General features: G+C 70.0%; 11 protein-coding genes. 7 read left to right on the forward strand and 4 right to left on the reverse strand.

All coding sequences use genetic code 11. From position 1 onward, the window contains the following. The first annotated feature begins 171 nt into the window (after nt 1-171). From ACGFJ7_RS38045 to ACGFJ7_RS38075, 7 genes are all read left to right on the forward strand, one after another. Nucleotides 172-1713, forward strand: a complete 1542-nt coding sequence (locus ACGFJ7_RS38045) for a sugar ABC transporter ATP-binding protein (protein WP_360246160.1) — start codon at nt 172-174, stop codon at nt 1711-1713. After that, entirely contained in the window at nt 1710-2732 is a 1023-nt protein-coding gene (locus ACGFJ7_RS38050) for an ABC transporter permease (RefSeq protein WP_360246163.1), read from the forward strand. Before ACGFJ7_RS38045 ends, ACGFJ7_RS38050 begins: the two co-directional genes overlap by 4 nt. Then, nucleotides 2725-3714 carry an ABC transporter permease gene (locus ACGFJ7_RS38055; RefSeq protein WP_360246166.1) on the forward strand — a complete coding sequence of 330 codons (990 nt, stop codon included), beginning with the start codon at nt 2725-2727 and terminating at the stop codon, nt 3712-3714. The genes ACGFJ7_RS38050 and ACGFJ7_RS38055 overlap by 8 nt, the downstream gene beginning before the upstream one ends. Before the next feature lie 85 nt (nt 3715-3799). After that, the gene (gene rhaS, locus ACGFJ7_RS38060) at nt 3800-4819 is read left to right on the forward strand and encodes a rhamnose ABC transporter substrate-binding protein (RefSeq protein WP_360246169.1); all 1020 of its coding nucleotides are present in this window, start codon (nt 3800-3802) and stop codon (nt 4817-4819) included. 12 nt (nt 4820-4831) lie between these two features. Continuing rightward, nucleotides 4832-5167, forward strand: coding sequence for an L-rhamnose mutarotase (locus tag ACGFJ7_RS38065; RefSeq protein WP_360246172.1), 336 nt, complete (start codon nt 4832-4834; stop codon nt 5165-5167). Then, nucleotides 5160-6326 carry an L-rhamnose isomerase gene (rhaI, locus tag ACGFJ7_RS38070; protein WP_360246175.1) on the forward strand — a complete coding sequence of 389 codons (1167 nt, stop codon included), beginning with the start codon at nt 5160-5162 and terminating at the stop codon, nt 6324-6326. Before ACGFJ7_RS38065 ends, rhaI begins: the two co-directional genes overlap by 8 nt. Before the next feature lie 73 nt (nt 6327-6399). Then, the gene (locus tag ACGFJ7_RS38075; RefSeq protein WP_392646825.1) at nt 6400-6612 is read left to right on the forward strand and encodes a hypothetical protein; all 213 of its coding nucleotides are present in this window, start codon (nt 6400-6402) and stop codon (nt 6610-6612) included. Between the two features lie 7 nt (nt 6613-6619). Here ACGFJ7_RS38075 and ACGFJ7_RS38080 read toward each other — a convergent pair whose 3' ends face one another. The 4 genes from ACGFJ7_RS38080 to ACGFJ7_RS38095 are packed head-to-tail and all read right to left on the reverse strand — an operon-like array spanning nt 6620 to nt 13338. Next, nucleotides 6620-7096: a hypothetical protein gene (locus ACGFJ7_RS38080; protein ID WP_392646827.1), complete on the reverse strand. Its 477-nt coding sequence runs from the start codon at nt 7094-7096 to the stop codon at nt 6620-6622. Continuing rightward, nucleotides 7093-8031 carry a hypothetical protein gene (locus tag ACGFJ7_RS38085; protein WP_392646829.1) on the reverse strand — a complete coding sequence of 313 codons (939 nt, stop codon included), beginning with the start codon at nt 8029-8031 and terminating at the stop codon, nt 7093-7095. Before ACGFJ7_RS38085 ends, ACGFJ7_RS38080 begins: the two co-directional genes overlap by 4 nt. A gap of 4 nt (nt 8032-8035) precedes the next feature. Further along, on the reverse strand, nt 8036-12280 hold the full coding sequence (locus tag ACGFJ7_RS38090; RefSeq protein ID WP_392646831.1) for a polymorphic toxin-type HINT domain-containing protein: 4245 nt from the start codon (nt 12278-12280) through the stop codon (nt 8036-8038). Then, nucleotides 12277-13338, reverse strand: a complete 1062-nt coding sequence (locus ACGFJ7_RS38095) for a hypothetical protein (RefSeq protein ID WP_392646833.1) — start codon at nt 13336-13338, stop codon at nt 12277-12279. The genes ACGFJ7_RS38090 and ACGFJ7_RS38095 overlap by 4 nt, the downstream gene beginning before the upstream one ends. Nucleotides 13339-13391: the final 53 nt, after the last annotated feature.

A 13391-nucleotide genomic window follows, 5' to 3' on the forward strand; every position in this document is an offset into this window, starting at 1 on the left:
AAGAGAAACTTCGGTTGAAACGTTGAAGCTACATCCTCAACGGTACCGGTCGAAATCTCAACGACCGTGTTTCCGCAACGTTTCGATCGAATGCTTGACACGTGTGATCGGGGCCACCTACGTTCTCTACACGTTCTCTGAAACATTTCAAAGTCCGACGTGGAGGTGGCTGTGGCGGACTCTTCGGCCAAGCCCGATAACCGCGCCGGCGACCTCGGGCCGGCCCGGCTCGAGGTCGCCGACGTCACGAAGTCGTTCGGCGCCGTCGCGGCCGTCCAGGGCGTCAGCTTCCCGCTCTACCCGGGCGAGGCGCACGCACTCGTCGGTGAGAACGGCGCCGGCAAGTCGACCATCGTCAAGATGCTCGCCGGAGTGCACCGGCCCGACACCGGCACGCTGCGGGTGGACGGGGCCGACGTCGAGTTCGCCGGCCCGGCCGACGCCAAGGCGGCCGGCATCGCCGTCATCTACCAGGAGCCCACGCTCTTCCCCGACCTCTCGGTCGCCGAGAACATCGCGATGGGCAACCAGCCGCTGACCAGGCTGCGCCAGATCGACCGCAAGACCATGACCGCGAACGCCGAGGCGCTTTTCCGCCGCCTCGGCGTGCACCTCGACCCGGGCCGCCCGGCGCGCGGCCTGTCCATCGCCGACCAGCAACTGGTCGAGATCGCCAAGGCGCTGTCGGCCGAGGCCCGGGTGCTGATCATGGACGAGCCGACCGCGGCGCTGTCCGCGGTCGAGGTCGAGCGGCTCTTCTCGGTCGTGCGCTCGCTGCGCGACGAGGGCGCGGCCATCATGTTCATCTCGCACCGCTTCGAGGAGATCACCGCGCTCTGCCAGCGGGTGACGATCATGCGGGACGGCAAGCACGTCGCGACCGAGCTGGTCTCCGAGCTCAGCGTCGACGACATGATCCGCAAGATGGTCGGCCGCGACCTGAGCGCGCTCTTCCCCAAGCAGGACGTCGAGCCGGGCGAGGTAGTGCTCGAAGTGGACAAACTGTCCCGTGAGGGCGTCTTCCGCGATATTTCGTTCCAGGTGAGAAAAGGCGAGATCGTCGCGCTGGCCGGCCTGGTCGGCGCGGGCCGCTCGGAGGTCATGCAGGCGGTCTTCGGTGTCGACCCGTACGACGAAGGAACCGTAAAGGTCGATGGAAAGAAGCTGAAGGGCGGCTCGCCCCGGGCCGCCATGGCGGCCGGTCTGGCTCTCGTGCCCGAGGACCGGCGCCAGCAGGGCCTGGTCATGGACCTGTCGATCGAGCGCAATGTGACGCTGCCGCGGGCCCGCAAGCTGGCCCGGCTGGGTCTGCTGTTCGGCGGCAGCGAGCGCCGGTCGGCCCTGACCTGGACCGAGAAGCTGCAGACCAAGCTGGGCAAGCTCAGCGACGCGGTCGGCACGCTCTCCGGCGGCAACCAGCAGAAGGTCGTCCTGGCCAAGTGGCTCGCCACCGGCCCGCGCCTGCTGATCGTCGACGAGCCCACCCGCGGCATCGACGTCGGCACCAAGGCCGAGGTCCACCGGCTGCTCTCGTCGCTGGCCAAGGACGGCATGGGTGTCGTCATGGTGTCGTCCGAGCTGCCCGAGGTGCTGGGCATGGCCGACCGCGTCATCGTGCTGCGCGAGGGCAAGGTCGCGACCGAGCTCACCCGGGCCGAGGCCACCGAGGAGTCAGTCATGTACGCCGCGATGGGACAGAAGGTTTCGGCATGACCACGTCTACGCTCGGCGCGCCCGCGCCCGGCCGGCGTTTCGCCGGCGGGCTGCTGAAGACCCGCGAGCTCGGCATCGTGCTCGCCCTCGTGGTGCTGATCGCCTACACCGCCATCGACAACCCGCGCTTCCTCTCCGGCCAGAGCATCCGCGACAACCTGCTCAACACGGCGATCCTCGCGGTGATGGCGGCCGGTCAGGCCGTCGTGGTCATCACCCGCAACATCGACCTGAGCGTCGGTTCGGTGCTCGGCATCAGCGCGTTCACCGTGGCCACCATGATGAGCGACAATCCGGGTCTGCCGATGATCGTCGCGATCGCCGTCGGCATCGCCGTGGGTGCGGTCGCCGGACTGATCAACGGCGTGCTGGTGCGGTACGGCAAGGTGCCCGCCCTGGTCGTCACCCTCGGCACGATGTACATCTTCCGCGGGCTGGTCTACTCGTGGGCCGGCGGCGACCAGGTCACCGCCGACGAGCTGCCGGGCCGCTTCCTCGACTTCTCCAACGACGACATCCTGGGCGTTCCCTGGCTGGTCCTGATCGCCCTGGTGGTGGTCGGCGGCATCTCGGTGATGATGCGGAACTACCGGATCGGCCGGGAGATGTACGCGATCGGCTCGAGCCCCGACGCGGCCGAGCTGGCCGGCATCAAGGTCGCCCGCAACCTGATCGTCGCGTTCATCCTCAGCGGCGCCGCCGCCGGCCTGGCCGGTGTGCTGTTCGCCGCCCGGTTCGGCACGATCGACGCCTCGGCCGGCAACGGCTACGAGCTGAACGTGGTGGCGGCGGTCGTGGTCGGCGGCGTGGCCGTCTTCGGCGGCAGCGGAACGGTCTGGGGCGCCGGCCTGGGCGCGCTGCTGCTGACCGTGATCAGCAGTGCTCTGGCCGTCCTGGACATCAACCAGTTCTGGCAGCAGGCGATCGTCGGCTCCCTGATCATCCTGGCCATCTGCGCCGACCGGCTGGTCGCGGTCCGGATCGCCCGCTCTCTCCGTAAGCGAGACGCTCATGTCTGAAGTGAAGAAGAGGCTGACCAGCTGGGACAGCATCATCATCCTGCTGACGATCGTGGTGCTGATCGTCGCGTCGGCGACCGTCGACAACTTCGGCACCAGCCGGAACTTCACCTTCATGGTGCTCGACCTGCTGCCGATCATCCTGATCGCGCTGCCGATGACGATGATCATCGTGACCGGCGAGATCGACCTGTCGGTGGCCAGCACGCTCGGCTTCACCAGCGCGCTGATGGGCTGGTTCTGGAACAACGGCCTGTCGATCGAGACGATCATCCCGCTCTGCATCGTGATCGGCGCGATCTGCGGCGTGCTCAACGGCTTCCTGATCACGGTGCTCGGCCTGCCCTCGCTGGCGGTCACCATTGGCACCCTGGCGCTGTTCCGCGGGCTCGCCTTCGTGGTGCTCGGTGACGGCGCGGTGGCCGACTTCCCGTTCAGCTACACCGACTGGGTCACCGGAACGATCGGCTCCTCGCCCGTACCCAATGTCCTGATCTTGATTGTGGTCCTGGCCCTGATCTTCGGCATCGTGCAGCACGCCACCCCAGTCGGCCGCGCGCTCTACGCGATCGGCGCGAACGACAAGGCCGCGCATTTCTCCGGCATCCGGGTGGCCCGGACCAAATTCTGGCTGTACGTCGTCAGCGGCGCCGTGGCCGGCCTGGTCGGCGTGCTCTGGACCCTGCGCTACTCCAGCGCCCGGGCCGACAACGGCTCGGGCCTCGAACTCGCCGTCGTCGCGGCCGTCCTGCTGGGCGGTGTGTCGATCTTCGGCGGAAAGGGCAGCCTGCCCGGCGTTCTGGCCGGTGTCGTGCTGCTGGCCGCGCTGCAGAACGCGCTGCGCCTGGAGGACGTCTCCGGGCAGGCGCTCAACATCGTCACGGGCGCCCTGCTCGTGCTCTCCGTCCTGCTTCCCAACATCGCCACCGCCGTTCGCGGCAACTGGCACCGCCGGCGCCTGCGCCAAGCCGCAGCCCGATAGCCCGGACCTGAAAAGAATGGAGTACGCCGTGCTTCGTCGCTCCCCCCGCACACTACTTTCCGTAACTTCTGCCGCACTCCTGGTCGTGGGCCTGAGCGCCTGTGGCGGCACCACGAAGGACAACACCGACAACTCGGCCGGCGGCTCGCAGGCTTCCGCGGCCGCCGACCCGAACGCGGCGACCAAGGAGGGCCTGAAGATCGCCTTCCTGCCCAAGCAGCTGAACAACCCGTACTCCGATGTGGAGGTCGGCGGCGGCAAGGTGGCGGTCGGCGAGGTCAAGGGCGAGTACAAGCTGGTCGGCCCGAACGACGCCTCGGCCTCGTCGCAGGTCTCGTACATCAACACCCTGATCCAGCAACAGCAGGACGTCATCGTGGTCGCCGCCAACGACCCCAACGCGGTCTGCCCGTCGCTCAACCAGGCCCGCGCCGCCAAGATCAAGGTCGTCACCTTCGACTCGGACGCCTCCAAGGACTGCCGCGACGCGTTCATCAACCAGGCCACCACCCAGGGCATCGGCGAGTCCCTGGCCAAGATGGCCCTGGAGCAGGCCGGCGGCGAGGGCGAGATCGCGGTCCTCTCGGCCACCCCGAACGCCACGAACCAGAACGCCTGGATCGACGTCATGAAGAAGGAACTGGCCAAGCCCGAGTACGCGAAGCTGAAGCTGGTCAAGGTGGCCTACGGCAACGACGACGACCAGAAGTCGTTCCAGGAGGCCCAGGGTCTGCTCCAGTCGTACCCGAACCTGAAGGCGATCGTCGCCCCGACGACCGTCGGCATCGCGGCGGCCGCCCGCTACATCGGCTCGTCGTCGTACAAGGGCAAGGTCGCCGTCACCGGTCTCGGCCTGCCGAACCAGATGCGTGAGTACGTCAAGAACGACACCGTGAAGAAGTTCGCGCTCTGGAACCCGGCCGACATCGGCTACCTCGCCGCGTACGCGGGCACCGCCCTGGCCTCCGGTCAGATCACCGGCGCCGAGGGCGACAAGTTCAAGGCCGGCAAGCTCGGCGAGTACACGGTCGGCAAGGACGGCGAGATCGTCCTCGGCCCGCCGACCGAGTTCACCGCCGCGAACATCGACCAGTTCAACTTCTGAGTCGGCCGGCACATGCGTTACTGCTTCAACCTCCAGGTCCGCCCGGAGCGGATGGCGGAGTACGTGGAGCGGCACCAGGCCGTGTGGCCCGAGATGCAAGCGGCACTTCGGGCCACCGGCTGGCGCAACTACTCCCTGTTCCTGCGAGAAGACGGCCTCCTGATCGGCTACGTCGAGGCCGACGATCTCGAAGCGTCCCAGGCGGCAATGGCGGCGCTGGACGTCAACACCCGGTGGCAGGCGGAGATGGCCCCCTTCTTCGCCGGCACCTCACCCACCGACGGATTCCCGTTGCTGACCGAGGTGTTCCACCTTTCGAATGAGCCTTTGGAGGCCCCTCATGACTGACCTCGCCGCAGTCAAGCGCGCCCTGGCGGCGCAGCGCATCGAGACCCCGTCGTGGGCCTTCGGCAACTCCGGCACCCGCTTCAAGGTGTTCCCGCAGGAGGGCGTGCCCCGCACCCCGGAGGAGAAGATCGCCGACGCCGCGGTCGTGCACCGCTTCACCGGCGTCGCGCCGACCGTCGCCCTGCACATCCCGTGGGACAAGGTCGACGACTACCAGGCCCTCGGCGAGTACGCGAAGTCGCAGGGCGTGGCGATCGGCGCCATCAACACCAACGTCTTCCAGGACAACGACTACAAGCTCGGCTCGGTCACCAACCCCGACCCGGGCATCCGGCGCAAGGCCACCGATCACCTGCTCGAGGCGATCGACATCATGGACCAGACCGGGTCCCGCGACCTCAAGCTCTGGTTCTCCGACGGCATCAACTACCCGGGGCAGGACGACCTGCGCCTGCGCCAGGACCGGCTGCACGCCGCGCTGCAGGAGGCGTACGACCGGCTCGGCGACGACCAGCGCTTCCTGCTCGAGTACAAGCTGTTCGAGCCGGCCTTCTACGCCACCGACATCCCGGACTGGGGCACCTCGTACGCGCACTGCGTCGAGCTCGGCGAGAAGGCCACGGTCTGCATCGACACCGGCCACCACGCGCCCGGCACGAACATCGAGTTCATCGTGGCGTTCCTGCTGCGCCAGAAGAAGCTCGGCGCGTTCGACTTCAACAGCCGGTTCTACGCCGACGACGACCTGATGGCGGGTGCCGCCGACCCGTTCCAGCTCTTCCGGATCATGTACGAGATCGTCCGGGGTGACGCGCTGGACCCGGCGTACGGCATCAACTTCATGCTCGACCAGTGCCACAACATCGAGGCGAAGATCCCGGCGATCATCCGCTCGGTGCTCAACATCCAGGAAGCCACCGCCAAGGCCCTGCTGGTCGACCGCGACGCGCTGGCCAAGGCGCAGACCGAGGGCGACGTGCTCGAGGCGAACGCGGTGCTGATGGACGCCTACAACACCGACGTCCGCCCGCTGCTGGCCGAGGTCCGCGCGGACGCCGGCCTCGACCCGGACCCGGTACGCGCGTACAAGGCCAGCGGCTACCAGGAGAAGATCGTCGCCGAGCGCGTGGGCGGCGAGCAGGCCGGCTGGGGCGCCTGAGAGTCGGAAAGGCCCGCCGGGTTCCTCAACCCGGCGGGCCCACCGGCCGATCCTTACGGCCATGGAGCAGTACATGAACTCTGCCTACGACGTGACGAGCCAGCTCTTCGGCCCCGAGTCGGGCATCCCGTGGTGGGCCTGGATCGTCGTCGCCGTCGCGATCTTCTGGAAGATCGCCGTCCGCGAGCCCAAAACCGCCGACGAGCAGGCCCACGAACGGGACGAAGTCATGCTGAACGGCATGTTCGCCGACAACAAGGGCAAGAAGTCGAAAAAGAAGAAGTAACCCGGCCTCAGGCCGCGTCCAGGAGTTTTCGCTGCTCCCGGATGAGGTCGACACAGGCTGGGCTGCCGCGCTCGTCGTCGATCGTGATCCGCCGTCCGATCCCCTGCCGCTGCAACGTCGCGTCGTAGCACTGGAACAGGACGTTCGACACGTCGCCGGGCCTCGCCCCCTCGCTGAGCCCCGAGAGCATGACCAGCGCGGCGTCCAACATGATCGAGCCGACCGTCCCCTCGGTGTCCAGATGGGGATAGATCCGCCCCGAGATCTCGAAGGCGCTCTGTGGCGGCGCACCCGCCCGCCCGGCGGTCAGAGCCTCCTCGATCAGCGCACGGGCGCCCGGGGCGGGGATCGCGGCGAGCGGCGTCAACGACCGGAACATCGCGTAGTCGATGGCCTCGCACATGATGTGGATGCGCTCGGCCTCACTCTTGCCTTTCGCCACCTGTTCGGCGTCGGTCATTCCCCGCGTCCACAAATCGCTCATCGGATCTCATCCTTCCGCGACGGCGGCCGGAACCGGGCCACCGTCAGACCGAACCCGACGATGACCTCCCGGCCGTCGGTCACCGCGAGAGTGCGGGCCGCCGTCGGTAGGCGCAGCGCCGGGACCACCTCGGCGCCCGACTCCAGATCGACGAGCGACACCGTGCGATCTTGACGGGCGATGTAGACCAGGGGCCACGCCGCCACCGCCACCGCGGTGATCACCTCGCCGGTGACCGCCGGTCCGCGACGGCGACCGGACAGATCACCGGCCCAGGCGGTCTGCCATTTGTTCCACGGCTCCGCGTAGCTGCCGCAGACGAACCGGTCACCCTCCGCGGCAGCCATGAACTCGCCGTCGGCATGCGGAAGGCGCACCGCCTCGGTCAGATCTTCCAGCCAGAACAGCTGCGGGTGCCGGGCGTGCGACGAGGTGACCGCGATCGGCCCGCGATCGGTCGAGCCGATCACGACACGCGACGTCTCCCGGTGCTTCTCCACCTGATCGATGACCGACCCGTCATCGGTTCGCCTGATCTCGAGCACACCCCGGTTGATCACGACCAGGACCTGTTCGCCGTGGACCGTGGCCGGGTCGATGTGTTTCACCTGCGGTTGGTTCATGTCGACGGCCGGCGGGATCTCGCGACCCGCGACGAGATCCCATCGCCGCAGCCATCGGTGCGATTGGTGCAGGGAGCCGGCGCCGGTCGCCGCCCGCACCTCCGCCCCTTCCCTCCATGTCGCCAACGCGACGATGCCCGTGACGCCGGTGTAGGTCGGCGGAGCGATCAGGGAACCATCACCGGCCCGCCGCGCCTCGATCGCCCCGCCGTGGTCGGCCGAGACCACCACGTCACGGTGAGCGATGCCGAGGCGGACGATCTGGTCGTCGCTTTCGCCGGTCACCCAGACCGTCCGCCATCGGCTCGTCATTCTCCTAATCCTGGCAAAGCGAGGCGCCCTTGTACTTCATGGGCCCGTCGTAGCCGGCCGCCGCGAACGCGCGCGCCGTGATCTCTTCCAGCATCTCGTTGTCGTCACCGTAGTCCTGCGGCTGGTAATGGCCGGACCACCGATTGAACTCGAGGATCTTTCCGTCCTTGACCTTCAGGCCGCCCGCCATCAGGACACCGTTGGGCACCTTCTGGCTGTTCTTCCCGGCGATGCTCGTGTGACCGGGATAGATGTTCCTGTCCCACAGTGCTTCGAGGATGGCGTCGGACACCGACCTGACCTCGTCATTCGGCATGATCACGAAGTGGTGGCACCCGTCGGCGAGCGACCCCCGCCCGTCGTTGCTTCGGCGGATGACTGAAGGATCCGGCAGGTCATCCTGCTCGTCGGTGTCGGGATCGCGGAGCGGGAACCGAATGTCCCGGCCGTTCTTCCAGATGATCTCTTCACATTGGCTGTTGTGAACCAGGATCGACTCGGCCCCGGCGACCACGTAGAACGTGTGCAGGTCGGCGACGGTGAGGTTGTGGACGCGCGTCTTGGCGTCGTGGTGCCGTACCGCGGTGACCTGGACGTAGGTGCCGGCGCTCGTGCGTAGCCACTGCTGAGGCGCCAGCCGTTCGGCGTCGACCCAGTCCGACAACTCCGGAACCCAGAACGGGTGGTTGTGGGTGGCGGTGATGGTGGCACCGCCGACGGTGATGTCGACGAGCTTCTTGTCCCCGTCGCCGACGATGGTGGCCGTGACCGGCTTGGCCACGGTGAGACCGGTGATCGGATCGGTCGCGCGGACGAGATCGCCGACCGCCACCTTCTCGATGGGCCGGCTGGTGCCGTCCGCGAGTAGCACCGGCGTACCGGGCAGGAAGCTGTTGGCCCGGGCGCGTACCTCGCACTCGTCGTCGCGGTCCTTTTTCTTCTTCTTGCGACGGGCGAGTTCGCGCAGCTTCTCCTTGCGCTTCTTGGCGTCCTTGACCTTGTCGAAGAACTTGATCAGCTTGGGGATGAGCTTGACGATCTTGTAACCGGCCCGGATCGCCTTGATACCGCCGAGCAGGCCGGCCAGGCTCCACAGGCAGGCCTCGACGTTGCCGTCCCGGATGCAGGAGACCAGGTCGCCGACTCCGGACAGGTCCAGGAACAGGTCCCAGGCCTCGGCCTTGATGAAGTCCAGGACGCTCATCCCGGATTCCTGCTCGGCCTGGCGCAGCTGCTCCAGCTCGTCCGGGGTCAGGTATTGCAGCAGGTCGGCCTCGGTGGCGTCCGGCGGGATGTTGGCCGCGGCGTCGGCCACCTCCTGTGCGGCACGTTGCCGCTCGGCCTCCTCGGCCCGGTCGGCCGCCTTCTGCGCGTCGATGGCGTGCTGGAGCGCGTTGGCGGCGGCGGTACCGGCACTGTCGGCCGCCTGCTGCGCGTTGGTGGCTGCCGTCCGTGCCGCGGCCGCGTCGGCCTCAGCCCGGTCGGCGGCGCCGCGGGCGGCCGCGGCGTCGGCCTCGGCGCTGTTGGCGGCCTGGTTGGCCTGGTTCGCCGCTTCCTGCGCCTGCTGCGCGCTGCGCCCGGCGATCGCCGCGTCGTTGGCGGCCTCGTTGGCCGCCTGCCGTGCCGCGGCGGCGTCGGCGCGGGCCTGGGCGTCGGCCCGCCCCGCGCTGGCGGCCGCGGTCCGGGCCGCCGCGCCGTCGGCCGCGGCCTGAGCCGCCGACCGCCGGGCCTGGGCCGCGGACTCGGCGGCGTCGGCCGCCGAATGCGCCGCGGCCGCCGCCGACAGATAGGCCGGCCGGACCTGGTCGGCCGCGTCGCGGGCGGCATCGTCGGCCCGTCGCGCCGCCTCGAGCGCCTCGGCCGCCCGCGCCTGCGCCTGGTCGGCCTGCTCGTTGCCGATGACCAGGGCCTGCGCCGCGACCTGGGCCACGAAGTCGGCGTCGATGTCGGCACCGGTGAACGGGCTGACCATGCCGATCGCGGTGTTCGCGGGCTGGGCGATCCCGGCCGCCGAGCTCGCCGCCGCCGTGGCCGCCCGCACCGCGGACTCGGCCTGCTCGCTCGCGGCCACCGCCTCGCGGGCGGCCCCCTCGGCCTCGGACTTCGTCCGGTCGGCCGCCCACAGCGACCGCACCGACTCCTCGGCGGCCTGACCGGCCAGCCGCTGGGCCGAGGTCGCCGCCTCCGCGGCCTTGGCCTGCTGCGCGGTGGCCTCGGCGGCCTTCGCGTCGGCCCGTACCCGCGCCGAGTGGGCGCCTCGGGCCGTCGCCTCGGCCCTGTCGGCCGCGGAGTCGGCGGCGGCCGCCGCCGCGCGCGACTTCTCGGCGGCGGCCCGGGACCGGTTGGCGGCGTCCTGCGCCTGGGTGCTCGCGGCGCGAGCGTTGGCGGCGGCACCCGTGGCCGTGTTCGCGTGTGCACGGGCTGACCGCGCCGCCGAGCTCGCTATGCCCGCCTGCCGGTCGGCCTCGTCGGCCTCCGCCTGAGCTTCCTGACGCTCGGCTTCCGTCTCGGCCGACGCCGCGGCGGCGCGCATCGCCTGGGCCCTCGCCTTGGCCGTCTGCTCGGCCCGCTCGGCGGCCATGGCGTCGTCGCGCGCTTGCCGCGCGACGCCTTCCTGGTTCCACGCCCGCGTCTCGGCCGCGCGGGCGGCCGACTCGGACGACTCGGCCTTCGACCGGGCCTGGTCCGCTACGGCGGCCTCGGCGTCGGCGGCGGCCCGGGCGTTACGCGCGATGGCCGCCTGCTGCTCGGCTTCGGCCCGATGGCGTTCCGCGTTGGCGCGCTCGGTCTCGGCGGTCTGGCGGTGTTCCTTCGCCTCCGCCGCCTTCGCCTGGGCGATCTCCTTCTGCTGGCGGGTCTTCTCGGCCTCGGCCCAGGCCTTGGCCTCGGCCGCCTGTGCCTGCTCCTTGGCGGTCTTCGTACGGGCCGCGGCGGTCTTGGCCGCGGCGGCCTGCTTCGCGGCGGCGGCGGCCAGCTTGGCCGCGGCCGCCGCGTGGTCGGCCGCGTGCTGGCGCCACTCGATCGCCAGCCGGGCATGCGCCTCGGCCTGTGCCTGGGCGCCCTGCGCGTTATTGGTGGCGATGGTGGCGTCGACCGCGTGACCGGCGGTCGTGGTCGCGCCGACCGCGGCGGTTGCGGCCTCGCTCGCTCCCTGGGCGATCGCCGTCCACTCGAGGCCGTAGGTCAGGCCCGTCTCCTCGAGGACCTCGGCCGCGTTGCGGGAGGACGTCGCGGCGGCCTGCGCCTGCTGCGCCGCCTGCTGTGCGGTGCCCAGCTCGGTGGCGATCAGCTGCTTGTCGATGGCCAGATCGCCGGCCTTGCTCGCCACCGTGCCGGAGCCGGCCAGGACCCGCTGGCTGTGCCGGGCGGCGTTGGCCGCGCCGGCCATCGCGTTGGCCGCACGCTGCAGCGCGTGCACGCTGTTGCCGTGCGCGACCATCATCTGGGTCCGCGCCTCGGACGCCCGCTTGGCCTTCCTGGCCAGGTCGGACAGTTCCTCGGCGGCCTTGTTCCGCGCCTCCAGATCGGCCAGGTAGCGTTCCCGCGCCTCGGCGTCGGCCTTGGCGGCCGCGGCATAACCGGTGGCGAAGTACGCGGCCACCGCCGCGTCGTTGCCGGCCAATGCCTGTTCGGCCGCCAGCTTCACCTGCGAGCCGGCCGGGGCGGCGGCGGCGAAGACCCGCAACCGCTCACGCAGCTGGGCGGCACGCTCGCGCGCGTCGCCGGCGACCTTCTCGTCGCGGGCCCGGGCGATGTCGGCCCCGTAGGCCAGGAAGGCCTTGCGGTCGTTGTCGGTGCCGGCCAGCACCCGCTGGGCCTCGGCGTTGAAGTACCCGCCGGGCACACCCGTGCCGACCATGGTCTTGACCTTGGCCAGGCGGTCGGCCGCCTCCTTGCGCTTGCGGTCCCTCACCTGCTGCTCGATGACCGGCATCTGGGTCAGCGCCCAGCTCCGGATCTTGGCCGCGTCGCCGGTGGCCAGGATGGCCAACGCGGCGTCGCGGATCTCCGGTTCCTCGGTGAGCTTGGCCAGATCGGTGACCGCCGTGACCCAGCGCTCGTTGGAGGTCACCACGCCGGTGGTGCCGTTCCACGGCTCGGTCACCAGGTCGGGGATCGGGATCGAGGGTGGATCTTCCTGCTGCTGCGCCGGCGCCGGGGCGGCCAGTGCGGGCGGCGCGTGGACGCCACTGCCGAGCACGATCAGGGCCAGCAGAAACACCAGCCATGCACGGATCGAATTTCTCATCGGGCACCCGCCTGCATGTCCTGCTCGCCGGCCAGGGCCATCTCGTAGAGGGCCGTCCAGTAGGCGGCCTGCTTGGCCGCGTTGGCCTGCTCGGTGGTCCACTGCTGGCCGTTGGTCTGCGCGCTGAGCGCGATGGAGTCCCAGTTCGGGTTGTCGGCGGCCGCGGCGGCGGCCAGCGCCACCTCCTGCCAGTTGGCCGCCTGCTGCTCGGCCACGACGACGGCCGTGTCCCACGTGGACTTGGCCGGTGCGGCCTGCTCACCCAGCGCGTGCCAGGCCCGGGCGGCGGCGGCGCGGGCCTGCTCGCGGGCCTCGTCCGCCGCCTCTTCCGCGGCCTTCTGCGCGGCCAGCGCGTCGGCCAGCAGGGTCTTCACCTTGGCCCGCCAGACCATGTCGTTGTTGGTGCACTGCATCTTTTGGTTCTGCAGGTCGACCGCGGCGGCGGCGGCCCAGTCGTAGGCGTAGAACTCGACCAGGTCGGCGTCGGTGGCCCCGACCCGCAGGGCGTAACCCGCCGCGGCCCGGACCTGGGCGCCCGGGTCGTGGTCGCGCAGGTGGGCGACGAAGAGCCGGTCGGTCTCGAGCAGCGCGGCGACCTGCTCGCCGGCGGCCTCGCGGGCCACCCGGTCGCGTTCCTTGGCCGCGGCGTATCCGGTCTTGGCGAAGGCGTCCAGCGCGGAGGTGCCGCTGTTCAGCGCGTACTGCGCGGCCGCGTGCACCTCGGGCGAGTACTCCGCCGTGTGCGTGGCCAGGATCCGGCGCGCGAAATCGGCGTTGCGTGCGGCGAGCTGCTGGGAGCGGGTGACCGCGTACGCCAGGCCTGAGTTGAGGAAACGCTCGATGGCGGCGGGCACATTGCTGGCCACCAGCGCGTTCCAGGCGGCCGTGCGCACGAGCGAGCGAGGGTCGTAGCTCGCCAGGTAGCGGACGTAGAGGCGGTCCTCTTCGAATTGATCGAAAGTCGTGGTCGTGATGGCGCTGACGGCAGGGCCGCCCGCCCAGGCCGGCGCGGAGAAACCGGTCACCAGGCCCGGCGCCAAGATGAGCGCAGCAGCCATTATCGCTGCGGACCGAGTCCGCATACGCGTATTCAATTGCACCATCCCCCGTT

Source organism: Actinoplanes sp. NPDC048988 (assembly GCF_043197815.1).
Classification (GTDB): Bacteria; Actinomycetota; Actinomycetes; order Mycobacteriales; family Micromonosporaceae; genus Actinoplanes.

What these genes read in the sequence shown, in the direction of transcription:
- ACGFJ7_RS38050 (WP_360246163.1), top strand. Translation starts at nt 1,710, where the DNA reads ATGACCACGTCTACGCTCGGCGCGCCCGCGCCCGGCCGGCGTTTCGCC.
- ACGFJ7_RS38055 (WP_360246166.1), top strand. Translation starts at nt 2,725, where the DNA reads ATGTCTGAAGTGAAGAAGAGGCTGACCAGCTGGGACAGCATCATCATC.
- ACGFJ7_RS38065 (WP_360246172.1), top strand. Translation starts at nt 4,832, where the DNA reads ATGCGTTACTGCTTCAACCTCCAGGTCCGCCCGGAGCGGATGGCGGAG.
- rhaI (WP_360246175.1), top strand. Translation starts at nt 5,160, where the DNA reads ATGACTGACCTCGCCGCAGTCAAGCGCGCCCTGGCGGCGCAGCGCATC.
- ACGFJ7_RS38075 (WP_392646825.1), top strand. Translation starts at nt 6,400, where the DNA reads ATGAACTCTGCCTACGACGTGACGAGCCAGCTCTTCGGCCCCGAGTCG.
- ACGFJ7_RS38080 (WP_392646827.1), bottom strand. Translation starts at nt 7,096, where the DNA reads ATGAGCGATTTGTGGACGCGGGGAATGACCGACGCCGAACAGGTGGCG.
- ACGFJ7_RS38085 (WP_392646829.1), bottom strand. Translation starts at nt 8,031, where the DNA reads ATGACGAGCCGATGGCGGACGGTCTGGGTGACCGGCGAAAGCGACGAC.
- ACGFJ7_RS38090 (WP_392646831.1), bottom strand. Translation starts at nt 12,280, where the DNA reads ATGAGAAATTCGATCCGTGCATGGCTGGTGTTTCTGCTGGCCCTGATC.
- ACGFJ7_RS38095 (WP_392646833.1), bottom strand. Translation starts at nt 13,338, where the DNA reads ATGGCTGCTGCGCTCATCTTGGCGCCGGGCCTGGTGACCGGTTTCTCC.